The sequence below is a fragment of the Xanthomonas sp. GW genome (genome assembly GCF_014236815.1).
In the GTDB taxonomy this organism is placed as follows: Bacteria; Pseudomonadota; Gammaproteobacteria; order Xanthomonadales; family Xanthomonadaceae; genus Xanthomonas_A.
In genome coordinates, this window is the sequence record NZ_CP051189.1 from 3,877,113 (window position 1) to 3,902,898 (window position 25,786).

At 67.4% G+C, this 25,786-nt stretch carries 19 protein-coding genes and 8 tRNA genes; 9 read left to right on the top strand and 18 right to left on the bottom strand.

The window, feature by feature from the left end; all coding sequences use genetic code 11:
* Positions 1 to 12: 12 nt before the first annotated feature.
* On the top strand, positions 13 to 780 hold the full coding sequence (gene gloB / locus HEP73_RS16615; RefSeq protein WP_185820820.1) for a hydroxyacylglutathione hydrolase: 768 nt from the start codon (positions 13 to 15) through the stop codon (positions 778 to 780).
* Positions 777 to 2,006, top strand: a complete 1,230-nt coding sequence (locus HEP73_RS16620) for a lytic transglycosylase domain-containing protein (RefSeq protein ID WP_185820821.1) — start codon at positions 777 to 779, stop codon at positions 2,004 to 2,006. The genes gloB and HEP73_RS16620 overlap by 4 nt, the downstream gene beginning before the upstream one ends.
* 780 nt (positions 2,007 to 2,786) lie before the next feature.
* On the opposite strand, the gene HEP73_RS16625 is transcribed toward HEP73_RS16620, so the two are convergent.
* The 11 genes from HEP73_RS16625 to HEP73_RS16675 form a co-directional block, all read right to left on the bottom strand.
* Positions 2,787 to 4,778, bottom strand: a complete 1,992-nt coding sequence (locus tag HEP73_RS16625; protein WP_185820822.1) for a peptidylprolyl isomerase — start codon at positions 4,776 to 4,778, stop codon at positions 2,787 to 2,789.
* 179 nt (positions 4,779 to 4,957) lie between these two features.
* Positions 4,958 to 5,034, bottom strand: a tRNA-Asp gene (locus tag HEP73_RS16630).
* Between the two features lie 116 nt (positions 5,035 to 5,150).
* Positions 5,151 to 5,227, bottom strand: a tRNA-Asp gene (locus HEP73_RS16635).
* Between the two features lie 27 nt (positions 5,228 to 5,254).
* Positions 5,255 to 5,329 (bottom strand) — tRNA-Val (locus HEP73_RS16640).
* Positions 5,330 to 5,340: 11 nt separating this feature from the next.
* On the bottom strand, positions 5,341 to 5,613 hold the full coding sequence (locus HEP73_RS16645) for an HU family DNA-binding protein (protein ID WP_009607753.1): 273 nt from the start codon (positions 5,611 to 5,613) through the stop codon (positions 5,341 to 5,343).
* Positions 5,614 to 5,841: 228 nt separating this feature from the next.
* On the bottom strand, positions 5,842 to 8,316 hold the full coding sequence (gene lon, locus HEP73_RS16650; RefSeq protein WP_185820823.1) for an endopeptidase La: 2,475 nt from the start codon (positions 8,314 to 8,316) through the stop codon (positions 5,842 to 5,844).
* Between the two features lie 176 nt (positions 8,317 to 8,492).
* Entirely contained in the window at positions 8,493 to 9,779 is a 1,287-nt protein-coding gene (clpX, locus tag HEP73_RS16655) for an ATP-dependent Clp protease ATP-binding subunit ClpX (protein ID WP_003468538.1), read from the bottom strand.
* A 128-nt stretch (positions 9,780 to 9,907) separates the two neighbouring features.
* Complete coding sequence (clpP, locus tag HEP73_RS16660) at positions 9,908 to 10,534, bottom strand: ATP-dependent Clp endopeptidase proteolytic subunit ClpP (RefSeq protein WP_185813680.1); 627 nt, start codon at positions 10,532 to 10,534, stop codon at positions 9,908 to 9,910.
* Between the two features lie 136 nt (positions 10,535 to 10,670).
* A complete protein-coding gene (gene tig, locus HEP73_RS16665; RefSeq protein WP_185820824.1) occupies positions 10,671 to 11,966 on the bottom strand; it encodes a trigger factor in 1,296 nt (431 codons plus the stop codon).
* Between the two features lie 201 nt (positions 11,967 to 12,167).
* Positions 12,168 to 12,252, bottom strand: a tRNA-Leu gene (locus HEP73_RS16670).
* A gap of 265 nt (positions 12,253 to 12,517) precedes the next feature.
* Positions 12,518 to 13,123: a winged helix-turn-helix domain-containing protein gene (locus HEP73_RS16675; RefSeq protein WP_185820825.1), complete on the bottom strand. Its 606-nt coding sequence runs from the start codon at positions 13,121 to 13,123 to the stop codon at positions 12,518 to 12,520.
* Positions 13,124 to 13,170: 47 nt separating this feature from the next.
* Here HEP73_RS16675 and HEP73_RS16680 point away from each other — a divergent pair, with 47 nt between their 5' ends.
* A complete protein-coding gene (locus HEP73_RS16680) occupies positions 13,171 to 14,535 on the top strand; it encodes a S41 family peptidase (protein WP_221899353.1) in 1,365 nt (454 codons plus the stop codon).
* A 99-nt stretch (positions 14,536 to 14,634) separates the two neighbouring features.
* On the opposite strand, the gene HEP73_RS16685 is transcribed toward HEP73_RS16680, so the two are convergent.
* The 4 genes from HEP73_RS16685 to HEP73_RS16700 all read right to left on the bottom strand — a co-directional run bounded on the left by HEP73_RS16685 (position 14,635) and on the right by HEP73_RS16700 (position 15,098).
* Positions 14,635 to 14,710: transfer RNA gene (locus tag HEP73_RS16685), tRNA-Lys, on the bottom strand.
* Between the two features lie 76 nt (positions 14,711 to 14,786).
* Positions 14,787 to 14,863: transfer RNA gene (locus HEP73_RS16690), tRNA-His, on the bottom strand.
* 36 nt (positions 14,864 to 14,899) lie between these two features.
* Positions 14,900 to 14,976, bottom strand: a tRNA-Arg gene (locus HEP73_RS16695).
* A 45-nt stretch (positions 14,977 to 15,021) separates the two neighbouring features.
* Positions 15,022 to 15,098, bottom strand: a tRNA-Pro gene (locus tag HEP73_RS16700).
* Between the two features lie 153 nt (positions 15,099 to 15,251).
* On the opposite strand from HEP73_RS16700, the gene HEP73_RS16705 reads away from it, so the two are divergent.
* A complete protein-coding gene (locus HEP73_RS16705) occupies positions 15,252 to 16,028 on the top strand; it encodes a Bax inhibitor-1/YccA family protein (protein ID WP_185820827.1) in 777 nt (258 codons plus the stop codon).
* Positions 16,029 to 16,172: 144 nt separating this feature from the next.
* On the opposite strand, the gene HEP73_RS16710 is transcribed toward HEP73_RS16705, so the two are convergent.
* From HEP73_RS16710 to grxC, 3 genes are all read right to left on the bottom strand, one after another.
* Positions 16,173 to 17,180 (bottom strand): isocitrate dehydrogenase, encoded by a 1,008-nt coding sequence (locus HEP73_RS16710; protein ID WP_003468529.1) that lies wholly within the window; start codon positions 17,178 to 17,180, stop codon positions 16,173 to 16,175.
* 175 nt (positions 17,181 to 17,355) lie between these two features.
* Entirely contained in the window at positions 17,356 to 17,769 is a 414-nt protein-coding gene (locus tag HEP73_RS16715; protein ID WP_185820828.1) for a carboxymuconolactone decarboxylase family protein, read from the bottom strand.
* Positions 17,766 to 18,077, bottom strand: coding sequence for a glutaredoxin 3 (gene grxC, locus HEP73_RS16720; protein ID WP_179570627.1), 312 nt, complete (start codon positions 18,075 to 18,077; stop codon positions 17,766 to 17,768). Before grxC ends, HEP73_RS16715 begins: the two co-directional genes overlap by 4 nt.
* 155 nt (positions 18,078 to 18,232) lie before the next feature.
* On the opposite strand from grxC, the gene HEP73_RS16725 reads away from it, so the two are divergent.
* The 5 genes from HEP73_RS16725 (at position 18,233) to ppx (ending at position 25,732) form a co-directional block, all read left to right on the top strand.
* Positions 18,233 to 19,876: a M48 family metalloprotease gene (locus tag HEP73_RS16725; RefSeq protein ID WP_185813687.1), complete on the top strand. Its 1,644-nt coding sequence runs from the start codon at positions 18,233 to 18,235 to the stop codon at positions 19,874 to 19,876.
* A gap of 82 nt (positions 19,877 to 19,958) precedes the next feature.
* A complete protein-coding gene (gene phoB, locus HEP73_RS16730; RefSeq protein ID WP_003468516.1) occupies positions 19,959 to 20,648 on the top strand; it encodes a phosphate regulon transcriptional regulator PhoB in 690 nt (229 codons plus the stop codon).
* Positions 20,649 to 20,715: 67 nt separating this feature from the next.
* Entirely contained in the window at positions 20,716 to 22,041 is a 1,326-nt protein-coding gene (phoR, locus tag HEP73_RS16735; RefSeq protein ID WP_185813688.1) for a phosphate regulon sensor histidine kinase PhoR, read from the top strand.
* Positions 22,042 to 22,052: 11 nt separating this feature from the next.
* Positions 22,053 to 24,149 (top strand): polyphosphate kinase 1, encoded by a 2,097-nt coding sequence (ppk1, locus tag HEP73_RS16740; RefSeq protein ID WP_185820829.1) that lies wholly within the window; start codon positions 22,053 to 22,055, stop codon positions 24,147 to 24,149.
* A gap of 59 nt (positions 24,150 to 24,208) precedes the next feature.
* Complete coding sequence (gene ppx / locus HEP73_RS16745) at positions 24,209 to 25,732, top strand: exopolyphosphatase (RefSeq protein WP_185820830.1); 1,524 nt, start codon at positions 24,209 to 24,211, stop codon at positions 25,730 to 25,732.
* Positions 25,733 to 25,786 lie beyond the last annotated feature (54 nt).

A 25,786-nucleotide genomic window follows, 5' to 3' on the forward strand; every position in this document is an offset into this window, starting at 1 on the left:
GGTGCCAATTCTATGCGACTGATCGCCCTGCCCGCATTCCAGGATAATTACATCTGGGCGATCGCCGCCGCGGATGGCCGCGCCGTGCTGGTCGACCCCGGTCAGGCCGAGCCGGTGTTCGAAGCCGCCGCGCAAGGACTGCAACCGGCCGCGGTGCTGCTGACCCACCATCACGACGACCACATCGGCGGCGTGGCGGCCCTGCGCGAGCGCTGGCCGGACCTGCCTGTGTATGCCCCGGCGGACGAGCCGCGGGTCCCGTTCGCCAGCCAGCGCGTCGGCGACGGCGATGCGGTCCAGGTGCTGGGATGGGAGTTCCAGACCCTTTTCGTGCCGGGGCATACCCGTTCGCACGTGGCCTATGTCGGCGAAGGCCACCTGTTCAGCGGGGATACGCTGTTCAGCCTAGGCTGTGGGCGCATGTTCGAAGGTACGCCCTCCCAGATGTTGGGTTCGCTGCAACGGCTGGCTGCCCTCCCGGGCGCCACGCTGCTGTGTTGCGGACACGAATACACCCTGGCCAATGCGGCATTCGCCGTCACGGTCGATCCCACCAACGCTGCCTTGCGGCAGCGCCATCAGGAAGTCCAGGCCATGCGTCATGCTGCCCGTCCCACTGTTCCCGTCAGCCTCGCCAGCGAAGTGGCGACCAATCCGTTCCTGCGCACCGCCTCGGCGGCGATTCAGCAGGCGGTCGGCGCCCGGCTCGGCCGCGGCGCCCGCGACGAAGTGGAAGTATTCGCCGAATTAAGGCGCTGGAAAGACGATTTTCGCGCATGAGGTCGCTGCTTTTGACGGCGGCGCTGACCCTGGCGATCGCCTCGGCAACCTCCTCCGCGAGCGCGGCGGCACCCATCGGTGCGGCGCTGGAGCAGACCGTCGCCGGACTGAACGTGTTGCCGATGGACGCCGCGGCGCTGCCGCCGGCGACCACGCGTAATGGCCACACCATCCTCGCCAGCTTCCGCGACGGGCTGGCCGACGCGCAATGCGACGGCGGCGCCACCGACGCGCGCTGGAAGCAGCAGTTCGCGCGCGCGCCGGCGCGGCTGGCCAACGAGGACGAGGACGTGCTGCCGCTGTTCGGCTACGTGGTGGACGAACTGCGCGCCGCCGACCTACCGACCGAATTCGCGCTGATCCCGTTCGTGGAGAGCGGCTACCGCCCCGCCGCGCGCAATAGCAGTGGTCCCGCCGGACTGTGGCAGTTCATCGCCGACACCGCGCGCAACCACGACGTGCCGGTCGAAGGCGGCTACGACGGCCGCCTGTCCGCGGTGGATTCCACCCGCGCCGCGGTGCGTTACCTGAAGACTTTGCACGGCATGTTCGGCGGCGACTGGCGCCTGGCGATCATGGCCTACAACGCCGGCGAGTACCGCGTGCTGCAGTCGATGCGCCGTGCCGGCATGAACGCGCAGAACGCGCAGCCGGCCAAGTTGCCGGGGCTGTCGCCGATCACCTATGCCTACGTCGAGAAGCTGCACGCGCTGGCGTGCGTGCTGGAACAGGCGCAGACCCGCGACGAATGGATGGCCTCGCTGGACCGCGAAGTACCGATCCTGCAGGCGCGCACCCTGCCCGCCGGCATGGCGCTGGACGAATGGGCGCGGCAGCAGGCGTTGCAGGGCAACCAGGTCGCACGGCTGAATCCGGCGCTGGGCAGCGTGCGCAACAAAAAGCGCGCGCTGCCGGTACTGGCGCCGGTCGGCAACGGCGGCAGCGCCGCCACGGCCGCTGCCGATGCCATGGCGTTGGCGGCACAACCGCAGCAGGCCGAAGAAGCGCCGGCGACGCGTGTCGTCGCCAGCATCGCCGAGCCCACGCCGCCACGCATGCGCCAGCGCACGCCCGCGGCGCGGCGCACCCACACCGTCCGCGACGGCGACACCGCCTGGACCATCGCCAAGCGCTACGGCATCACCGTGCAGACGCTGCTGGCGAAGAACGGCCTGTCAGCGCGCAGCGTGCTGCGTCCTGGGATGGTGCTGAGCTACGAGGAATAAGCGAGTTCCGCTGCGGCGGGACCGCGAGAGCGGCAACCGGCAACGCTGCCGACGTCGGCCAACGCAATATGCCCCTTGGCAAACGGCCGAGAGAAACGAGAGCATCAAGCGTTCCCGCATTGGCCAGCGCCGCAGCCCAAGGCGGGCGTCCGCGACTTCGACACCCTCCGGCAGCGCGACGCCGAACGCGGCCGCCAGCGCCGCGCCGTCGCGCGCGGTGTAGGTCACGTCCACGGTCGGCGACTGCTTGTCGGCGTACTCGTGGGCCGCCCGCTGACGCCGCCTCCACCGCGTGGCGAATAGTCGAAAAACGACTGGACCGCAAACGCTGCACATTGACCCGAAGCGAACACCCGGCCCCCTTGTCGAACATATCGTTGCGGCAATGCACACCGCGTCGCCAACGGTCATCGCCACCGGCGCTGACGCTGCCGAGTGCAGACGCAACCGCCCTGCGCGTGCGTCCACACGTGCGTACTGACGCTCCCTTCTCCCCTCGGGAGAAGGTGCCCCGAAGGGGCGGATGAGGGTACGGCGCACCGGCGCATGCGCGAGCACATGCACACTTCCTTGCCGCCCTTACGGCCCTGCCGCAGCGACCACGTCACGACGCACGCTCGCGTGGCACATCACCGCACATCCGAATGTCCCAAGTGATCCCGTGCTCCGTGCTCCGAGTGCCGGAGCGCCGAATGTCTCAAGAGCCGGAGTGCAGACCCACAAACGAACAAGCCCGGCAGGACCGGGCTTGTTCGCATCACGCATCGGCGCAAACAGCGATTACAGATTCGCTTCCTGCACGCTGACCTTGTAGCGCTTGCGCATCGCGTCGATGTAGGCCTTCGACGCGGCAGCGCCTTCGATCTGGCCCAACTGCTGCTTCAGCGTCGCCTGCTGTTCCGCCGGCACCTTGCTCAGGTCGCCCGGGTTCACCTTGTTGAGCACGAACAGCGCGTAGCGCTTGGCACCGCCCGGCACGCCATTCGCCGACAGCTCGACCTTGCCCACCGACGGCTTGCCCGCGACCGGCAGCGGCGCGCTGAAGATCGCGCGGTTGGCTTCCGGGCTCGGCATCGGCACGGTGCGCGGCAGCCCCGGCATCGGGTTGATCTGCAGCTTCTCCGGACCCGCCAGCGCCTGCAGCGTCTCGCCCTTGCGCAGCTTCTCCAGCAGCGCGTCGGCCTTCGCCGCGGCCGCCTTGGCCGTGCGATCGGCATGCACCGCGGCCACCACCTGCTCGCGCACCTTGGCCAGCGGCTGGGTCTGCTCGGGCAGGTGCTGGGTGACGCGGATCAGCACGCTGTGGTTCGGGCCCAGGGTGATCGGATCGCTGACCGTGCCGTCCTGCACCAGCGTGTCGGAGAACGCCGCACGCAGCACCGCAGGCTGCGCGGCGATGCCGCTGCCGTCGGCGCGCGAGAACGGCCCCAGGGTCTGCACCGGCAAGCCCACTTCCTTTGCCGCCGGCGCCAGCGCGGTCGGGTTCTTCAGCACCAGGTCGACCAGCTTGCCGCTCAGATCGCTGTAGACCTTCTCGTTGTCGGCCTGCAGCTGCTCGCCGGCCAACTGGTCGCGCACCTGCTCGAAGCTCTTGCCCTGGCCGCCTTTGATCTCGCGCAGCTGGATCACGTGGTAGCCGAACTCGCTCTTCACCGGGCCGACGATGTCGCCGGCCTTCATCGCGAACAAGGCGTCCTCGAACGGCTTGATCATCACCCCCCGCTCGACCCAACCCAGGTCGCCACCGGCGTTCTTGGAACCCGGGTCCTCGGAATTGGCGCGGGCCAGCGCGGCGAAATCGGCGCCGGGCTGCTTGGCCTCGGCCGCGAGCTTGGCGGCCTTGGCCTCGGCGGCCTTCTGCGCCGCCGGATCCTTGCCGGCACTGATCAGGATGTGCGAGGTCAGGCGCTGGTCGGGCTCGACGAAGCGGGCCTTCTCGTCCTCGTAGCGCTTGCGCAGCGCCGCCTCATCGGCCGGCTTGGCCGGCGGCAGCTTGCTCGCGTCCAGTTCGACGTATTCGATCGACACCCGCTCCGGCTGCTTGAAGTCGGCCTGGTGCGCGTCGTACCACTGCTGCACCTGCGCGTCGCTGACCGGGGTAGTGTCGGCCGGCTGTTCCGGCAACAGCGCCAGGTCGACGTCGCGGGTTTCGCCGAGCATCTTCAGCAGACGCTCGGATTCCTGCTTGGTCGCGAACGCCGATTCCATCAGCGCGGACGGAATCAACGACTGCTGCAAACCATCGCGCACCAACTGGTCGAACATCGCCGGCGTCCGCGGCGGGGTGGCCGAGGCCAGCGCCAGGCGATAGCGTTCCGGATCGAACTTGCCGTCTTTCTGGAACGCCGGAATGGTGGCGATGTAGTCGCGGACCGCGGCATCGCCGACCACCACGTGCGCCTGCTCGGCGGCCAGTTTCACCACCTGCTCGTCGATCAACTGATCGAGCACCTTGCGCTTGTTGTCGGCGCTCTCGAACTCGCGCGGATCGAAGTTCTCGCCCTGCTGCTCGCGCGCCTGCAGCCGCGCTTCCTCGAAGCGCGCACGGAACTGCTCGGTGCTCACCTCGTGGTGCTGCCACAGGAACGACACCGGCCACCACGACGGCGCCGACGACCACCACGACGGCGGCGCCTGCACCTTGGCGACGTTGTTGGCACCGACGCCACCGAGGTAGCTGCTGTCGATGACGAACAGGAACGGAATCATCAACAGGCCGATGATCGCGGTGGCGATCCAGCCCGAGGTCTTTTCGCGGAGTTTCTGCAGCATTGGTTGGGAACCGAGCCTGTTGGCGAGCCGCGCAGTTTAACCCGCTTCACGCCCTGCGGCGGAATGGCGTGCCGCGGCGCGTGCGCCCGCATGAAATCCGCGGCCCACATGGCGGTCGCCGGCAAGGCATTCCGGAAAAAAAGAAACCCCCGATCGCTCGGGGGTTTCGCGTACAAAACTGGCGGAGTGGACGGGACTCGAACCCGCGACCTCCGGCGTGACAGGCCAGCATTCTAACCGACTGAACTACCACTCCGCTTTTTGAACGGAGGCAGGCACGAGGCCCGCAATCTCTAGGTATCTGCGCAGCGCAAGGCGCGGCGGATGCTTCGAGAAACGAAACCCCCGATTTCTCAGGGGCTTCGGTGCAACTGGCGGAGTGGACGGGACTCGAACCCGCGACCTCCGGCGTGACAGGCCAGCATTCTAACCGACTGAACTACCACTCCGCTTTTAAAACTTGCCGCTCGGTGCTCTGGTGGGTGCTGAGGGTTTCGAACCCCCGACCCTCTCCGTGTAAAGGAGACGCTCTACCGCTGAGCTAAGCACCCTAGCGAGTCGATTAGTTTACGGCATCCTTCAGCGCTTTGCCAGCCTTGAAGGTCGGATTCTTCGACGCGGCGATCTTGATCGAGTCGCCGGTCTTCGGGTTGCGGCCGGTGCGCTCGGCACGGTCGCGCACCTGGAAGGTGCCGAAGCCAACGAGGGTCACGCTGTCGCCCTTCTTGAGCGCCTTGGTGACTTCGGACACGAAGGCGTCGACGGCGCGACCGGCTTCGGCCTTGGAGATATCCGCAGCGGCGGCGATAGCGTCGTTCAGTTCGGCTTTATTCATTTCTTGATGACTCCATGTGCGGCAGAAAACCGCGGAATTGAGGATCGGGTGTCGGCGTGGCCTGCCTCGTCAGCGACGAGGCCCCGATTGATGTTTTCACTACCAAGCACGCGCGTTGGCAGTGCTCGCAAGTCGTGCATTTATACCAGCGGCCTCCCACCCGCGCAAGCCGAAAAGCCAGCAACGGCGCGGGTTTGAGCCACTTGGGCGGGCGCGGTTCAGCGCTCTTCAGTGCTTGACGCGGGCGTTCGAGGATGCTTTCGGCTTGGGCTTGCGCCGCACCGGCTCGCCCTCGGTGGCGGCCGCCACCTTGGGCTTCAACGGCGTCTCCAGCGCCAGGTCGAGCACCTCGTCGATCCACTTGACCGGCACGATCTTCAGGTCGCGAGTGACGTTCTCCGGAATGTCGGCCAGATCCTTACGGTTCTCCTCCGGGATGATCACCGTGTGGATGCCGCCGCGCAGCGCCGCCAGCAGCTTCTCCTTGAGCCCGCCGATCGCCGACACGCGGCCGCGCAAGGTAATCTCGCCGGTCATCGCCACATCGGCCTTGACCGGCACCTTGGTCAGCATCGACACCAGCGAGGTCACCATCGCGATGCCTGCGCTGGGGCCGTCCTTCGGCGTGGCGCCATCGGGCACGTGCAGATGCACGTCGTGCTTCTGCAGAAAGTCGACCTCGATGCCGAGCCGCTCGGCGCGCGAACGCACCACCGACAGCGCCGCCGAGGCCGATTCCTTCATCACGTCGCCGAGCTGGCCGGTCAGGATCACCGCGCCCTTGCCCGGGACCAGGGTCGATTCGATCTGCAGCAGATCGCCGCCGACTTCGGTCCAGGCCAGGCCGGTGACCAGGCCGACTTCGTTCTGCTCCTCGGCGCGGCCGAAATCGAAGCGGCGCACGCCCAGGTACTTGTCCAGGTTCTTGGAACCGACGCTGACCCGCGCCTTGTCCTTGCGGACCGCCGCGCCCTTCTTCGCCGGCGCCTTCTTGGCCACTGCCGGCTGCGGACCGGCCAGCGCGATTTCCTTGACCACCTTGCGGCAGATCTTGGCAACTTCGCGCTCCAGGTTACGCACGCCGGATTCGCGCGTGTAGTAGCGCACGATGTCGCGGATCGCGTCGGCGGCGATCTCCAGCTCGTCGCCCTTCAGGCCGTTGGCCTTCAGTTGCTTGGGCACCAGGTAGCGCATGGCGATGGCCAGCTTCTCGTCCTCGGTGTAGCCGGGGATGCGGATCACCTCCATCCGGTCGAGCAGCGGGCCGGGGATGTTCAGCGAGTTGGAGGTCGCCACGAACATCACTTCGGACAGGTCCAGGTCCACTTCCAGGTAGTGGTCGTTGAAGGCGTTGTTCTGCTCGGGATCGAGCACTTCCAGCAGCGCCGAGGACGGATCGCCGCGGAAATCCATCGACATCTTGTCGATCTCGTCGAGCACGAACAGCGGGTTCTTGCTGCTGACCTTGTTGAGGTTCTGCACGATGCGGCCCGGCATCGAGCCGACGTAGGTACGCCGATGCCCACGGATCTCCGCCTCGTCGCGCACGCCGCCGAGCGACATGCGCACGAACTTGCGGTTGGTCGCCTTGGCGATGGACTGGCCGAGCGAGGTCTTGCCGACGCCGGGCGGGCCGACCAGGCACAGGATCGGGCCCTTCATCTGCTTCACCCGCGACTGCACCGCCAGATATTCGAGGATGCGGTCCTTGACCTTCTCCAGACCGTAGTGATCGGCGTCCAGCGTTTCCTGCGCGACCTTCAGGTCCTTGCGCACCTTGCTGCGCTTCTTCCACGGCACGCCCAGCAGCCAGTCGAGATAGTTGCGCACGACCGCGGCCTCGGCCGACATCGGCGACATCTGCTTGAGCTTGTTGAGCTCGGCCTTGGCCTTGGTTTCCACCGGCTTGGGCATGCCCGCCTCGGCGATCTTGCGCGCCAGTTCTTCCAGTTCGCCGGGCGCGTCGTCCAGATCGCCCAGTTCCTTCTGGATCGCCTTCATCTGCTCGTTGAGGTAGTACTCGCGCTGGCTCTTCTCCATCTGCGACTTGACCCGGCCACGGATGCGCTTCTCCAGCTGCTGCACGTCGATCTCGCCATCGACCAGGCCGACCAGCATCTCCAGCCGCTCGCCCACTTCCAGGGTTTCCAGCAGGCGCTGCTTGTCGGCCAGGCGCACGCCGATGTGCGCGGCGATGGTGTCGGCCAGGCGGCCCGGCTCGTCGATGCCCGACAGCGTCTGCAGCAGCTCCGGCGGCAGCTTGCGGTTGGTCTTGACGTACTGCTCGAACAGCGACATCAGCGAACGCGCGATCGCCTCGACCTCGCGCTCCTCGCGCGATTCGGCGGCGTCGATCTCGACGCCCTCGCCCTGCAATGCGCCGTCGCGTTCGGCCACCTTGTCGACGCTGACCCGCGACAGCCCCTCGACCAGCACCTTGATGGTGCCGTCGGGCAGTTTCAGCAATTGCAGCACCTGCGCCAGGGTGCCGACGTTGTACAGGTCGGCCGCCACCGGATCGTCGGTCTCGGCGGATTTCTGCGCGACCAGCAGGATGCGCTTGTCGGCCTCCATCGCGTGCTCGAGCGCGCGCATCGATTTGTCGCGGCCGACGAACAGCGGGATGACCATGTGCGGGAAGACCACGACGTCGCGCAACGGCAGGACCGGCAGGTCGAGGACTTCGGATTTGGACTGGGCCATGAGGGTTCCGATGTGGGGTGCGGGAATGCGGAAAAGGCGGGCATAAAAATGCCGATGGCCCCGTTATGGGGCCATCGGCTGGACGATGCAAGGGCAGCGAAAAAGCCCCTTTTCTTTCAAGCGTTTAGCCAGTCGCGAAGGCCGCAGCAGGACAGCGCCGCGGCTTCACCCGGCACTCACTCGGCCGAGGCCACCTTCGGCGCCGGCGGTGGGGTCTGATAAATCAGGTACGGCTCGGACTTGTGCTCGATCACCGACTCGTCCACCACCACCTTGCTGACGTTTTCCTGCGACGGCAGCTCGTACATCGTGTCCAGCAGCACCGACTCGACGATGGTGCGCAGGCCACGCGCGCCGGTCTTGCGCTTGAGCGCCTTCTTGGCGATGGCCAGCAGCGCGTCGGGCCGGAATTCCAGCTCCACGCCTTCCATCTCGAACAGCTTCTTGAACTGCTTGGTGATCGCGTTCTTCGGCTCGGTCAGGATCCGGATCAGCGCCGGCTCGTCCAGTTCCTCGAGCGTGGCGACCACCGGCAGGCGGCCGACGAACTCGGGAATCAGGCCGAACTTGATCAGGTCTTCCGGCTCCACTTCCGCCAGGATCTTGCCGACTTCGCGCTTGCGCTCGGAACTCTTCACCTTGGCGCCGAAGCCGATGCCGCCGACGTCGTTGGAGCGCTGCTGGATCACCTTGTCCAGGCCGGCGAACGCGCCGCCGCAGATGAACAGGATGTTCTTGGTGTCCACCTGCAGGAATTCCTGCTGCGGATGCTTGCGCCCGCCCTGCGGCGGCACCGACGCCACGGTGCCTTCGATCAGCTTCAGCAGCGCCTGCTGCACGCCTTCGCCGGACACGTCGCGGGTGATCGACGGGTTCTCGCTCTTGCGCGAGATCTTGTCGATTTCGTCGATGTAGACGATGCCCTGCTGCGCCTTGTCGACGTCGTAGTCGCACTTCTGCAGCAGCTTCTGGATGATGTTTTCCACGTCCTCGCCGACATAGCCGGCTTCGGTCAGCGTGGTCGCATCGGCGATCGTGAACGGCACGTTGAGCAGGCGCGCCAGCGTTTCGGCCAGAAGCGTCTTGCCCGAACCGGTCGGACCGACCAGCAGGATGTTGGACTTGGCCAGCTCGACTTCGTCGTTCTTCTGCCGGCTCTCGATGCGCTTGTAGTGGTTGTACACGGCCACGGCGAGCGTGCGCTTGGCGCGCAGCTGCCCGATCACGTACTGGTCCAGCACCTCGAGGATTTCCTTGGGCTTGGGCAGGCTGCTGCGTGCGGACTGCGCCTTCTCCTCGAGCTCCTCGCGGATGATGTCGTTGCACAGCTCGACGCATTCGTCGCAGATGAACACGCTCGGCCCGGCGATCAGCTTACGGACCTCGTGTTGACTCTTGCCGCAGAACGAGCAGTACAGAATCTTGTTGCTGTCGCCGGAACGGCCTTGCCGGTCTTCGCTCATTGCTTCGCTTACCCAGTTACCCCACCCGATGAACGGGGGTTCGATTTCGAGAATAACACAGGGCCGGGAGGACGCTAGCCCGGCCCCGGCCCTGCGGAATACGCTGCGTTTTGCAGTACATGCAAGCCTTATGCCGGCTGGATCGACTCTTCCGGACGGCGCTCCAGCACCTGGTCGACCAGCCCGTAAGCCTGCGCGTCGGCGGCGCTCTTGAAGTTGTCGCGCTCGGTATCGCGGGCGATGGTTTCCAGCGACTGGCCGGTGTGCTTGGCCAGGATTTCGTTCAGCCGCGAACGCAGCGTCAGGATCTCGCGCGCGTGGATGTCGATGTCGGTGGCCTGGCCCTGGAAGCCGCCCAGCGGCTGGTGGATCATCACCCGCGAATTCGGCAGCGCGTAACGCTTGCCGGCCGCGCCCGAGGCCAGCAGCAGCGCGCCCATCGAGGCGGCCTGGCCGATGCAGATGGTGCTCACGTCCGGCTTGATGTACTGCATGGTGTCGTAGATCGCCATGCCGGCGGTGACCACGCCGCCCGGCGAGTTGATGTAGATGTTGATGTCTTTTTCCGGGTTGTCCGCTTCCAGGAACAGCATCTGCGCCACGATCACGTTGGCCATGTGGTCGTCGATCGGGCCGACCAGGAAGATCAGCCGCTCCTTCAGCAGGCGCGAATAGATGTCGTAGGCACGCTCGCCGCGGCTGGTCTGCTCGACCACCATCGGAACCAGATTCAAGGCCTTGGTCACATTGTCCACGCGGGAACTCCTGCTCTGTGTCGTCCCTGCACGGGGATGTGCAGGGCTTCGCATCTTGTCGCGCCCCCACGGCTGCGAGGGCTTGGATTGCGTCTCCAACCCGCATGCAACATGCGGGCCGCCGCGAAGCGTCGCCTTACTGGCGGATCGCTTCCTGGAACGTCATCGCCTGCTCGGTGTGCTTGGCGCGCTCGGCGATCCAATCGATCACCTGCTCTTCCATCACACGGCTCTGCAGTCCACCCATCAATTGGGGATCGTTGCGGTACATCTCAATGACCTGTTCCGGCTCTTCGTAGGTCGAGGCGATCAGGCGCAGGGTTTCCGAGACCCGCTTGGGGTCCAGGCGCAGCTCGTTGCGGCGGGCGACCTCGCCGACCAGCAGGCCGACCAGCACGCGCTTGCGCGCCGCGTCGACGAAACCCTGGTGCGCGTCGTCCGGCACCTGGCCCGGATCGCGGCCGGAGCGGCGCATCTGCTCCACCTGCTGCGCCAGCATCGAACGCGCTTCGTTCTCGACCAGCCGCGGCGGCATTTCCACCGACGCATAGGCGGCGATCAGCTGCTCGCCGACCTCGCGACGCAGCCGGTTCATCAGCGCGCCCTTGAGCTCGCGCTCCAGATTGATGCGGATGTCCTTGCGGAACTGCTCGGCATCGCCGCTCTTCACGCCGAAGCTCTTGATGAACTCCTTGTCCACCTCCGGCAGCACCGGCGCGGCGACTTCGACCGCCTTCACGTGCACCTGGACCTGCTTGCCGGCGAACTGCGGCACGCGCCAATCGGCCGGGAAATCGACCGTCAGGGTCTTTTCCTCGTCCTTGGACAGGCCGACCAGGCCCTGCTCGATCGCCGGGAACATGACGCCCGAGCCGATCACGCTGCTGCCCTTCTCCACGCCCTCGGCGGGCAGGCGCTCGTCGCCGGCCTGCGACCAGGTTTCCAGGGTCACCAGGTCGCCGTCCTGCGCCGGACGCCGGGCGGGCTCCCAGGTGCGGCGCTGCAGGCGCAGGTTCTCGATCATCTGCTCGATGTCGGCGTCGGTGACCTCGGCGGTGTGGCGGATCACTTCCAGCTTGGCCACCTCAATGTCGCCGAAGTCGGGCACCACTTCGAAGGTGGCCACGAACTGCAGTTCGTTGTCGCCGGCGCGGTCGATGCGCGGATTGCCGGCCAGGCGCAGCTCGTGCTCGCGCACCGCCGAATCGAAGGTCTCGCGCAGCAGGCCGTCCAGCGCCTCGGCGCGGATCTGCGGCCCGAAGCGCTGCTCGATCACCTTCGGCGGGATCTTGCCGGGACGGAAGCCCTTGATCCGCGCGGTGCGCGCGACTTCGCGCAGGCGGCCGCCGATATGGGTCTCCAGGCGCTCCTCCGGCAGGGTGAAGGTCAGACGCCGTTCCAAGGTACCGGTGGTTTCGATCGAAGCTTGCATGTGGACTCCTGCCACCGGGAGCCCACGGCTCTCGGCACGATGTAGAAAGACGGGTTGACGCGGGCACGGGACGGCCGCCGCAGCCGGATAGTTTCGCCTATTCCCGCGGTGCCTGCCAGCGCACCCGGTCGGCCGGCGCTGGCGCGGCGGGGGTGCGGACGGGGGCACGGGGTGCGGCGGGCCGCGCAAGCGGCACCGGGATGGTGCGAAAGAGGGGACTCGAACCCCTACGCCTTGCGGCACTGGTACCTAAAACCAGGGCGTCTACCAATTCCGCCACTTTCGCGCTGCGGCGCCTGAGCGCGCGCCTGTGCATTGTTGCAGGCCTGCCGGCAAAGAAAAAGGCGCCCGACGCAATGGATGGCGCCCGGCCCGGCCGTCGACCGGGGAGGCCAGGCGCGCGCCCGATGATCGGGATGCAGTGCCGCAGGGCTTTGCAATCAACGCGTTAGGCAGCCTCGCTGCGAAGATCGAGCGTCGGAATGGCGGTGCGGAGCACACATGCCGTTTCCGCGATCCCGCCGATGGCAAGGTGCCAGGTAGCCTTGCCCTCAGCCCTTGGGCACCCGGCGCCGCCCGCGCACCGCGGCCGGCGCCAGCACGAAGGCCAGCGACATCGGCCGATCGCGCGACGGATCGCGCGGGCGGCTCAGCAGCTCGCACAGCCGCTCCAGCAGCGCATTGGCCTCGGCCAGTTCGGCCTCGTTGAGCCAGCCCTTGTTGCGCGCCGCCCACAGCTGCCGGCCAGGGCCGTCGACCTCGACACGGGGCTGCTTCAGGGCCGCCTGGAAGTCGCGCTCGGCGACCTGCGCCAGGCCCTTGGCATAGGCGGCCAGGGCCGCGACCGCCTCTGCGTTGGCCAGGTCGTAGGACAGGCGCAGCGGGACGCCGGCGCTGCCCGCGAGCCGGAACACCCGCTCTCCCGCCGCGCCCTCGCCTTCGCGCACGAGTTCGCTCTCGGCGAGCAGTTGCAGATGGTAGTAGAGCCCGTCCGCCGGCCGGCCCAACTGTTCCGACAGCTCCGCGACGCTGGCCTCTCCACCCAGCGACGCCAGCGTATCGACCAGTTCCTGCCGTACCGGCGAGGCCAGGAGACGGATATGCGCCGGATCGCGGATCGCGGCGGTGTCGAGCGGGTGTTGGGCTTTTTTCGTCATTTTGAAATTATATGGTATTTTTTCAACACTCTTCCAGAGACACCCTGATGCGAAGCCCGCAACTGCTCCGAGCATTCCTGCTCCTCCTCGCCGCCACGCCAATCCTGGGCGTAGCGCCCGGCCAGGCGGCCGAACGCTACAGTCCCCAGCAACTGCGCGCCGACATCGACGCCCTGCAAGCGGGAATCGCCGCGACCCATCCGCATCCGTCGCATTCGGTCGATCCGGCACAGCTCCAGCTTGCCATCGACGCCTTGCGGCAACGGGCCTCGACCGGGCTGGACCGCGATGCGGCCTGGCGGGACTTCTCCACGCTCAATCCGCTGCTTGCGGACGGCCACTTCTTCGTCGGCTACGCCGACTGGCGCGCAGAGACGGAACAGCATCTGCGCGAAGGAGGCGCCCTGTTTCCCTTCGAGATCACGGTCGATGCGCAAGCGCGGGTGCGAATCCTCTCCGAGCTTGGCGGCGCTGCGACGGCACTTTCCGGCAGATCGGTCGAGACCATCAATGGCGTTCCCGCAGGCGACGTCGCGCGCGCACTGCTCGCGCATGTGCACGGCGACAGCGCGCGTTTCCGCGCCGACCTGCTGTCGCGGCGCTGGTGGTTCTTCTACTGGAAAGTGTACGGCGCGCCCGCGTCGTTCGAACTGACGCTCGCCGGGCCTGCGCAGGCGCGGCTGCGCAGGCCCGCAAGTCGCGCACACCCTTCGATCCTGGTCGGCGAGGACGATTTCGACAGGCAATTCGCCTTCGAACTGCGCCCGGGCGCCGCCGCGGTCATGACCATTCGGACCTTTTCGTGGCCCGAGCAGGCGGCATTCGAGGAGTTCACCCGCCGCGCGTTCCAGCAGATGCAGGCAAGCGGCACGCGCACGCTGATCATCGACGTGCGGCAGAACGGCGGCGGCAACGATGCGATGTGGCTGCAAGGGCTGCTGCCCTACATCGCCGACCGACCCTATCGATGGGCGTCGCGCTACACCAAGAAAGTGCTCCGCGACGACCCTGCGAAACACGAACGGCAGGGCCAGGTGCTGAGCGGAACCGTGGACACCTGGAGCGCTCCGCGCACCGACGATCCGCTGTACTTCGGCGGCAAGGTCTACGTGCTGATCGGCCGCGGCACCTATTCCTCGGCGGTGCTGTTCGCCGACACGATGCAGGACTTCGGCTTCGGAACGCTGCTGGGCGAAGGCGCCAGCGTCAGGAGCACGCAGACCGGCGGCGTGCAGAAGATCGCGCTGCCGCAGACGGGACTGGTGCTGTGGGCGCCGCGGCTGCTGCTGGTGCGGCCTTCGGACGCAGCGACGCCACTGTGGCTGACGCCGGACATCGGCATCGACGACGATCCGTTGCATCCCGACGCGATGGTGGACGCGGCGCTGGCGATCGCGGCGGCGAAACGCTGACCGCGTCGCGCGGAAGCGACGCCATGGCCGGCATGCACTTGCGCACGTTCGACGCACAAAAAAACAGCCACTTGGCTTGCGCTAAGTGGCTGCTTGATTTGGTGGGCCGTCAAGGATTCGAACCTTGGACCTATTGATTAAGAGTCAACTGCTCTACCAACTGAGCTAACGGCCCTGAAACTGAGTCGCGCATCTTATGCGCTTTTTTGCTTCGTTGCAACACCCCGCGAAGCAGCGGGTCACACGATCAATGGGGTGGCTGAGGGGACTCGAACCCCCGACATCTGGAATCACAATCCAGTACTCTAACCAGCTGAGCTACAGCCACCATTGAACTCTTGCAACACCCTATCCGGCGCCGGTGTGGCGCGCCCGACAGGAATCGAACCTGTAACCGCCGGCTTAGAAGGCCGGTGCTCTATCCGGTTGAGCTACGGGCGCCCGGGCCGGATTGTCGCATTCCTCTCCGCCGTTTGGACATCGGATTGGTCGGGGTAGAGGGATTCGAACCCCCGACATCCTGCTCCCAAAGCAGGCGCGCTACCAGACTGCGCTATACCCCGGCGGAACACCCTCGCGGCCGAGGCCGGAAAGGTCGGCTATTGTGGGAACCTCGCGGCCCGGTGTCAACGGCACATCGCATTCGCACCGCCTGCGCTATCCTCGCCACTTGCGGCCGATACGGGCCAATCGTCTTTTTTACAGGGAGAAACAGCATGATCCGCAGCGGCAACCCCGCCTTGAAGGAATCCACCTTCCTCGACCTCGGCAGCGGCGCGGTCGTTTCGCGCGACGGCGAGGCGATGACGCTGAACGGCACCATCCACAAGACCGGCGCCTTGCTGCTGCTGACCGTGCTGACCGCGGTGTTCGCCTGGAGCCAGTCGATCTCGGTCGATGGCGCCGGCAACGAAGTGATCGCCCCGGGCATCATCGGTTACGTGCTGGGCGGCGCCATCGGCGGCTTCATCCTGGCCATGATCACCACCTTCAAGAAGACCTGGGCGCCGATCACCGCGCCGCTGTACGCGCTGGTGGAAGGCTTCTTCCTCGGCTCGATCTCGGCGATGTACGAAGTCCGCTTCAACGGCATCGTGCTGCAGGCGGTGCTGCTGACCTTCGGCACCCTGTTCGCGCTGCTGTTCGCCTACCGCAGCGGGCTGATCAAGGCCACCGAGAACTTCAAGCTGGGCGTGGTGGCGGCCACCGGCGGCATCGCGCTGGTGTACCTGGCGACCATCGTGCTCGGGCTGTTCAATATCCAGATCCCCTACATCCACGCTTCCGGCACGGTCGGCATCCTGTTCAGCCTGTTCGTGGTGGTGGTGGCGGCGCTGAACCTGGTGCTGGATTTCGACTTCATCGAAACCGGCGTGGAACAGGGCGCACCCAAGTACATGGAGTGGTACGGCGCGTTCGGGCTGATGGTCACCCTGGTGTGGCTGTACATCGAGTTCCTGCGGTTGCTGTCGAAGTTGCAGTCGCGCAATTAAGCCGGGAGTCGGGAATCGGGATTGGGGATTCGCAAGAGCGGCTCCCCTGTGATCGATGAGCGGAAGTGGCTTCAGACAAACTTCCGAGCAAAAGAAAAAGGCGCCGCGAGGCGCCCTTTTCTTTTTTGCGATCTTCCGGCGCGCTCAGAGGCGGCTGGCGATGGCCTTGGCGAAGCCCATGGTGTTGCCGCTGCCGCCCAGGTCCGGGGTCAGCCCGTCCTTGGCTTCAAGCGTGGCGACGATGGCGCTGCGCAGGCGCTCGGCGTTCTGCGGCTGGCCGACGTGGTCCAGCAGCTGCGCCGCGCCCAGCAGCAGCGCGCACGGATTGGCCTTGCCCTGCCCGGCGATGTCCGGGGCCGAGCCGTGCACGGCCTCGAAGATCGCCGCGTCGACGCCGATGTTGGCGCCCGGTGCCAGACCCAGGCCGCCGACCAGGCCGGCGCACAGGTCCGACAGGATGTCGCCGAACAGGTTGGTGGTGACGATGATGTCGAACTGCTCCGGACGCATCACCAGCTGCATGCAGGCGTTGTCCACGATCATTTCCTGGAACTCGATCTCCGGGTAGTTCGCGGCCACTTCGCGCGCCACCTTCAGGAACAGGCCGGAGGTGGACTTGATGATGTTGGCCTTGTGCACCGCGGTAACCTTCTTGCGGCCGGTCGCCCGCGCCAGGTCGAAGGCGTAGCGGACGATGCGCTCGGAGCCCTTGCGGGTCACCTTGGCCATCGACACCGCGGTCTCGCCGTCGGCCGACACTTCCTGGCCTTCGCTCAGGTAAGCGCCTTCGGTGTTCTCGCGCACGGTGATCAGGTCCACGCCGGCGCCGAAGCGCGACTTGGTGTTCGGGAACGACTTAGCCGGACGCACGTTAGCGTACAGGTCGAACTGGCGGCGCATGGCCACGTTGATCGAGCTGAAGCCTTCGCCGACCGGCGTGGTCAGCGGGCTCTTCAGCGCGATCTTGTTCTTGCGGATCGAGTCCAGGGTGGCGGCCGGCAGCAGATCGCCGTGCTTCTCCAGGGCGACCAGGCCGGCGTCGGCGTATTCGTAGGTGAGGCCGGCGTTCAGCGCGTCGAGCACGAACAGCGTGGCGTCCATGATCTCGGGGCCGATGCCATCGCCACGAATGACCGTGATTGTCTGCGTCATAGGATTGGGGTTTCCGTACAGAGGGGGAACGCGCCGACCGGAAGCCCGGGCTGCAGGCGCAAGGAGGTTTCACCAGTAATTATGCCCGAAGCCGGTGAAGCCCCCCAAAACCAGGCAGGCGCAAAACGCAGCGCGCCGCCCGCAGGCGGCGCGTGCCAGGTCGATCCGGCGCTACTCAGCCGTGCGCGTGTTCCGCCGGCGCAGCGGCGGCGCCTTCCTCGAGCTTGTCGAGGAAATCCACCGCCCGGCGCAGGTGCGGAATCACGATCGAGCCGCCGACCACCAGCCCCACCGAGAAGGTCTCGAAGAACTCGTCGCGCTGCACGCCGGCCTCCTTGCACTGGGCCACGTGGTAGCTGATGCAGTCGTCGCAGCGCAGCACCAGCGAGGCGACCAGGCCGAGCAGTTCCTTGGTCTTCACGTCCAGCGCGCCGGCCTGGTAGGTCTGGGTGTCGAGCGCGAAGAAGCGCCGCACCACCTGGTTCGGCTCGGCCAGGATGCGCTGGTTCATGCGCTGGCGGAATTCGGTGAACTCGCGCAGCCGGTCCTGGCCGTCGCCACCCTCGCCGCCCGCCTGCGCAGCGCTCATGCCTGCGCCTCGGGCGCCTGGCCGTCGAGCAGCGGCTGCAGCTTGCCGGCGCGGTGCAGCGCCATCATGTCGTCGTAGCCGCCGACATGGGTGTCGCCGACGAAGATCTGCGGCACGCTGGTACGGCGCGCCAGGGCCACCATCTTCTCGCGCTCGGCCGGGTCCAGGTCGATGCGCACCTCGGTCCAGCTGCGGCCCTTGCTTTTCAGGAAGTTCTTGGCCGCCACGCAATACGGGCAGATCGCGGTGGAATACAGGGTGATCGGCGGGCCGCCGGCCTGGCCGTCATCGGTAGCTTGGGTGTCCACGGGAAACTCCGGGCGAGAAATGGGGTCCAAGCCACTATGGTAGCGGCCAGGTGGATTTTCGAGTCCGCTGCCGCAACACTGCAGATCACACAGGTTCAACCACCCTGGATTCACCCGCCGCCGCCGCGGCACCCCGCCCTGCCCTGGAGCCTCACTTGCGCCCGCTGCCGCTTGCCTTCGCGATCACCCTGGCTACCGCCGCCGCCATCGCGCCGGCGCAGGAGAACAAGCTGCCGGACATCGGCTCCTCGGCCGGCGAGCTGCTGACCCCGGCGCGCCAGGCCGAGTACGGCAAGATGATGCTGGCCGAGCTGCGCAACTACGACTACGTGCTCGAAGATCCGCTGATCGACGACTGGCTGCAGACCATGGGCACCCGGCTCGGCGCCAACAGCGACCAGCCGCAGCAGAAGTACACGTTCTTCATGCTGCGCGACCGCCAGATCAATGCCTTCGCCACGCTGGGCGGCTATGTCGCGGTCAACGCCGGACTGGTGCTGACCGCCGAGCGCGAGGACGAGGTCGCCGCGGTGCTGTCGCACGAGATCGCGCACATCACCCAGCAGCACGTGCTGCGCGGGGTGGAGCGGGCGCAGCGCGACCAGGTGCCGATCCTGCTCGGCATGCTCGCCGCGGTGGTCGCCGCGCAGCAGGCCGGCGGCCGCTCCAGCGGCGACGCCACCCAGGCGGCGATCGCCAGCGGCCTGGGGCTGATGCAGCAGCGCCAGATCGACTACACCCGCTCCAACGAATCGGAGGCCGACCGCCTGGGCATCCGCACCCTGGCCCGCAGCGGCTACGACGTGGACGCGATGGCCGGCTTCTTCGAGCGCATGTCGCTGGCGATGCGCGGCAATCAGGGCGGCTACAGCACTCCCGACTACCTGATGACCCACCCCGTCACCACCACCCGCATCAGCGAGGCGCGGCAGCGCGCCGAACAGATGAAGAAGAACACGGTGACCGTGACCACCAGCGTGCCCGGCGGCACCTTGCGCGAGCGGGTCGATCCCAACGACGTGTCGCTGAGCCAGCCGCTGGGCGCGCCCAGCAATCCGCTGCTGCCCGGGCGCCTGCAATTGCCGTTCGAGACCTATTCGCGCGGCGCCAGCGGCCAGTTCGAGTGGGCCCGCGAGCGCCTGCGCGTGCTCAGCGCCAACACCCCCGCCGATGCGGTCCGCGAGTACGAAGGCCTGCGCCAGGGCAGCAAGCAGGGCCTCAGCGACGCCCAGCGCTACGGCCTGGCGCTGGCCCGGCTGCGCGGCGGCGGCAGCCCGCAGGACGGCATGCAGACCCTGGAAGACCTGCTCAAGGCACATCCGGACAGCTGGTGGCTGAGCCTGGCGGTGGCCGAGGCCGAGTCGCGCAACGGCCACAGCCAGCAGGCCAACCCGCGCTTCGATGCCCTGCTCAAGCGCCTGCCGAGCAACCGCGCGGTGGCGCTCACCTATGCCACGGCGCTGAACGAGCAAGGCGGCCGTGCCGCCGGGCAGCGCGCGCAGGCGGTGCTGCGCCCGCTGCTGAGCGCGGCCGCCGACGATCCGGTGTTCCAGCGCACCTTCGCCCGCGCCTGCGAGCTGGCCGGCGACGGCAACCGCGCCGGCGAAGCCTATGCCGAGGCCGCCTACCTGAACGGACGCCCCGAGCAGGCGCTGATCCAGTTGAACAATCTGAAGAAGCGCGACGACCTCGATTACGTGGCGCGCGCGCGCATCGATGCGCGGATTGCCGCGATCACGCCCACGGTGCTGGAGCTGCGCCGCCAGGGCGTACAGGATCCGGATGTGAAACAGCGCTGAAACGCACTGTGGCGGCGGTCATCGAATAGTAATAAAACCGTAGTCTACTGGCGACCTCTCCTCCCAGCCCCACGGTGCCGTCGTGCAGAAACGCATCCTGATCGTCGACGACGAACCCGCCATCCGCGACATGGTGGCGTTCGCCCTGCGCAAGGGCGACTTCGAACCGGTCCACGCCGGCGACGCGCGGGAAGCGCAGACCTCCATCGCCGACCGCGTTCCCGACCTGATCCTGCTGGACTGGATGCTGCCCGGCACCAGCGGCCTGGAACTGGCCCGGCGCTGGCGCAAGGATGCGATGACCCGCGAGGTGCCGATCATCATGCTCACCGCGCGCGGCGAGGAAAACGACCGCGTCGGCGGCCTGGAAGCCGGCGTCGACGACTACGTGGTCAAGCCGTTCTCCGCGCGCGAACTGCTGGCGCGGATCCGCGCGGTGATGCGGCGTACCCGCGACGACGACGAAGACGGCAGCGTCTCGGTCGGCAGCCTGCGCATCGATGGCGCCGCGCACCGCGTGTTCGCAGGCGACGCGCCGGTGCCGATCGGCCCCACCGAATACCGCCTGCTGCACTTCTTCATGACCCATCCCGAGCGCGTCTACAGCCGCGCGCAACTTCTCGACCACGTGTGGGGCGGCAGCGTCTACGTCGAGGAGCGCACCATCGACGTGCACATCCGCCGGCTGCGCAAGACCCTGGAGCCGTTCGCGGTGGAGAACATGGTGCAGACGGTGCGCGGCTCCGGCTACCGCTTCTCCTCGTCCATCTGACTGTCGCCGTCGCCTGCTATAACCGGCGGACGACAAATACGATCCATCGCGACAGAGCGCGCTCCCGATGCCCCGCCACATGCGTTACGCCTGGCTCAAGACCCTCGGCACCCTCGCCGCACTGCTGTTGCTGGCGGTGTTGGCCGGCTGGGTCGGCGGCCACGTGTGGATGGCACTGACCCTGACTTCGCTGGCGGTGATGGGCTGGCACTACTGGCGCCTGCGCCGCGTGCTGGGCCGGCTGACCGCGCGCCAGCGCTGGGAACCGCCGGCCGGCACCGGGGTGTGGAACGAGCTGGACCGGCTGCTGTACCGCAGCCAGGCGGAAATGCGCACGCGCAAGCGGCGCCTGCTGGACATGCTGCGCGCCTACCGCGCCGCCGCCGCGGCGTTGCCCGACGCGGTGGTGGTGGTGGACCGCAACAGCCAGCGCATCCAGTGGTTCAACGAAGCCGCCGGCACCCTGCTCGGCCTGCGCCATCCCGGCGACCTCAACGTGCCGGTGGTGGAACGCCTGCAGCCGATGCCGCTGGCGCACTGGCTGGCCGGCGGCCGCAACGCCGAGCCGATGCTGGACACGCCCTCGCCGCTGGACGACCGGCTGCGCCTGAACCTGCGCCTGATCCCCTATTCCGACGACTATTGGCTGCTGGTCGCGCGCGACGTCAGCAAGCTGCTGCAGCTGGAGCAGGTGCGCCGCGATTTCGTCGCCAACGTCTCGCACGAACTGCGCACGCCGCTGACCGTGGTGCACGGCTACCTGGACATGCTCGATCCGGAAGATTTCCCCGATTCCGGGCCGATGATCGCCGAGATGCGCAAGCAGTCGCAGCGCATGACCCAACTGGTCGAAGACCTGCTGACCCTGTCGCGGCTGGAATCGCAGGAACACGCCAACGAAGAGAGCATCGCGATGGCGCCGATGCTGGCCACGCTGCGCCGCGAGGCCGAAGCGCATAGCCAGGGCCGGCACCGCATCGAGGTGCACGACGAGGCCGATCTGGACCTGGTCGGATCCAACAAGGAATTGCACAGCGCGTTCTCCAACCTGGTCACCAACGCGGTGCGCTACACCCCTGCCGGCGGCGCGGTCAGCATCACCTTCGCCCGCGAAGGCGACGGCGCGGTGCTGTCGGTACGCGACAGCGGCTACGGCATCCCGTCGCACCACCTGCCGCGCATCACCGAGCGCTTCTACCGCGTGTCCAGCAGCCGTTCGCGCGAAAGCGGCGGCACCGGGCTGGGGCTGTCGATCGTCAAGCATGTGCTGGGCCTGCACCAGGCGCGGCTGGACATCGAAAGCGAAGTCGGCAAGGGCAGCACGTTTTCCTGTCACTTCGGCGCCGGACGCGTGCATCCGCGGCACGACCGTGCCACCCTGACCTCCGCCTAACGAGTAACGCCATGCCACGCGCCGCCGCTTTGCCGCCCACGCCACCACCGGAGGTTCCCAGCGACCCGCTGCGCGACCCGTCGCTGTATCTCAACCGCGAACTGTCGCAACTGGATTTCAATTTCCGCGTGCTGGCGCAGGCGCAGGATCCGAGCGTGCCGCTGCTGGAGCGGCTGCGCTTCCTGTGCATCTCCTGCACCAACCTCGACGAGTTCTTCGAGATCCGCGCCGCCACCGTGCGCCACGCGCTGGAATTCGGCTTGCCGCCGGCGCCGGACGGGCTCAGCTCGAGCGCGGTGCTCAACACCATCCACGACCGCGCCGCGCAGCTGGTCGACCATCAGTACCGCTGCTGGAACGAAGTGCTGCGGCCGGCATTGAAGGACGCCGGCATCGGCGTGCTCGGCCGCAACAGCTGGAACGCGCGGCAGAAGCGCTGGCTGCGCGCCTACTTCCGCAACGAGATCATGCCGGTGCTGTCGCCGCTGGGTCTGGACCCGGCGCATCCGTTCCCGAAGATCCTCAACAAGTCGCTGAACATCGTGGTGGTGCTGAAGGGCACCGACGCGTTCGGCCGCGTCGGCCACCTGGCGATCGTGCGCGCGCCGCGCTCGCTGCCGCGCATCATCCAGCTGCCGGAAAGCCTGTCCGAGGGCGGGCAGAGTTTCGTGTTCCTGTCCTCGGTGCTGTCCACCTTCGTCGACGAACTGTTCCCGGGCATGGAGGTGATGGGCTCCTACCAGTTCCGCGTGACCCGCAATTCCGAGCTGGTGGTGGACGAGGAGGAAGTGGAGAACCTGGCACTGGCGCTGCGCGACGAACTGGTCAACCGCGGCTACCGGCCGGCGGTGCGCCTGGAGATCGCCGAGGACTGCCCGAAGCCGATCGTGCGCACCCTGCTGCAGAACTTCGAATTGCCGGAAAACGCGGTGTACCGCATCAACGGCCCGGTCAATCTGAGCCGGGTCAATCAGGTCTACGACCTGGTGCAGCGCCCGGAGCTGAAATATTCGCCGATGAATCCGCGCACGCTGCGCGACAGCGACGGCATCTTCGCCATCGTCGCCGCCGACGACGTGCTGCTGCACCACCCGTTCGACGCGTTCACCGCGGTGCTGGACCTGATCAAGCAGGCCGCGGTCGACCCGCAGGTGCTGGCGATCAAGCAGACCCTGTACCGCACCGGCAAGGACTCGGGCATCGTCGATGCGCTGGTGCTGGCCGCGCGCAACGGCAAGGACGTGACCGTGGTGGTCGAGCTGCGCGCGCGCTTCGACGAGGAAGCCAACCTGGGCCTGGCCGATCGCCTGCAGGAAGCCGGCGTGCAGGTGGTGTACGGCGTGGTCGGCTACAAGACCCACGCCAAGATGCTGCTGATCGTGCGCCGCGAGGGCCGCAAGCTGCGCCGTTACGTGCACCTGGGCACCGGCAACTACCACAGCGGCACCGCGCGCGCCTACACCGACCTGAGCCTGATCACCGCCGACGCGGACATCTGCAACGACGTGCATCTGCTGTTCCAGCAGCTGTCCGGGCTGGCGCCGAAGATCCGCCTCAAGCGCCTGCTGCAATCGCCGTTCACCCTGCACCCGGGCGTGCTGCACCGGATCGAGCGCGAGACCAAGCTGGCCCTGGCCGGGCGCCCGGGCCGCATCATCGCCAAGATGAACGCGCTCAACGAGCCGCAGGTGATCCGCGCGCTGTACGCGGCCTCGCAGGCCGGGGTCAAGATCGACCTGATCGTGCGCGGCGCGTGCACGCTGCGCCCCGGCGTGCCGGGCGTGTCGGACAACATCCGGGTGCGTTCGATCGTCGGCCGCTTCCTCGAGCACAGCCGCATCTACTGGTTCGGCAACGACGGCGCGCCGGAACTGTTCTGCGCCAGCGCCGACTGGCTGGAGCGCAACCTGCTGCGGCGCGTGGAGACCTGCTTCCCGATCCTGGATCCGGATCTGGTCAAGCGCATCCATCGCGAGGTGTTGCAGAACTATCTGGCCGACAATCTCAATGCGTGGGAACTGGACGCCAGCGGCGCCTACCGCAAGCTGGCGCCGGGCCAGGACCAGCCGCCGCATTCGGCGCAGCTGACCCTACTCGACGGACTCTGAGCCACGCCACCTGCGCGCCGATGGACGGCACCTGCCGTGCATCGGCTACCATTCCGCCCATGCCTTCCATCTCCCCGTACACGCCGTTGCGCGATGGCGACCTGCTGGCCGCCATCGACCTGGGTTCCAACAGTTTCCACATGGTCGTGGCGCGGTATCAGCTCGGGCAGCTGCGGGTGGTGGACCGCCTGCGCGAGACCGTGCGCATGGCCGACGGCCTGGACAACAAGGGCGGGCTGTCGGCCGAAGCGCGGCAGCGCGCGCTGGAATGCCTGGCGCGCTTCGGCCAGCGCATTCGCGACGTGCCGTCGCTGCACGTGCGTGCGCTGGCCACCAACACCGTGCGCCAGCTGCGCTCGCCGCAGGCGTTCCTGATTCCCGGCGAAACCGCGCTCGGCCATCCGATCGAAGTGGTCAGCGGCCGCGAGGAAGCGCGCCTGATCTACCTGGGCGTGGCGCATGCGCAGCCGCCCAAGCCGGACCAGCGCCGGCTGGTGATCGACATCGGCGGCGGCTCCACCGAATTCATCATCGGCCGCGGTTTCCAGACCCTGGAACGCGAAAGCCTGCAGGCCGGCTGCATCGCCAGCACGCGGCGCTTTTTCCCAGGCGGCAAGCTGTCGAAGAAGAAATGGAAAGACGCGCTGACCGAGATCGGCGCCGAGTTCCAGCAGTTCGCCGGGCTGTACCGCACGCTGGGCTGGGACGAGGCGCTGGGTTCGTCGGGCACGCACAAGGCGATCGGCGAGATCTGCGCGGCGATGAAGCTGACCAAGGGCGCGATCACCGCCGAGGCGCTGCCGCAGCTGCGCGAACGCCTGCTGCTGGCCAAGCGCATCGAGGACATCGACCTGCCCGGCCTGTCCGCCGACCGCCGGCCGATCATCGCTGGCGGCGTGCTGGTGCTGGAGGCCGCGTTCCAGGCGCTGGGCCTGCAGCGCCTGATGGTGAGCAAGGCGGCCATGCGCGAGGGCATCCTGTACGACATGCTCGGCCGCGGCGGCGAGAACGATCCGCGCGAAACCGCGATCGCTGCGCTCACCCAGCGCTACGGCATCGACGAGGCGCAGGCTGCGCGTGTGGAAGCCACCGCGATGGCGCTGTTCGCGCAGGTCGCCAGCGATTGGGCGCTGGATGCCGACGACGAGCGCATGCTCGGCTGGGCCGCGCGCCTGCACGAGCTCGGCCAGGCCATCGCGCACAGCCAGTACCACGTGCACGGCGCCTACGTGCTCGAGCACTCCGACATCGCCGGCTTCTCGCGGCAGGAGCAGCAGGTGCTGGCGACGCTGGTGCGCACCCATCGCCGCAACGTGCCCAAGACCGCGTTCGACGCCCTGCCCGACCGCCTGCTGCTCAGCGCCAAGCGCAAGGCCGCGCTGCTGCGGTTGGCGGTGCTGCTGCACCGCGCGCACGAATCCGAGCCGATCCCGTCGCTGGACCTGAAGGCCAGCGGCGACGACCTGCACCTGATCCTGTCGCAGCCGTGGATCGAATCGCGGCCGCTGCAGCGCGCCGACCTGATCGGCGAGGTCGAGGGCATGGCGGGGTTGGGGATCAATTTCCGGCCGTTTGTGGCTTGAAGGCCGGGATTGGGGATTCGGGATTGGGGAGTCGTAGCGCCCTCTAACTGGCGC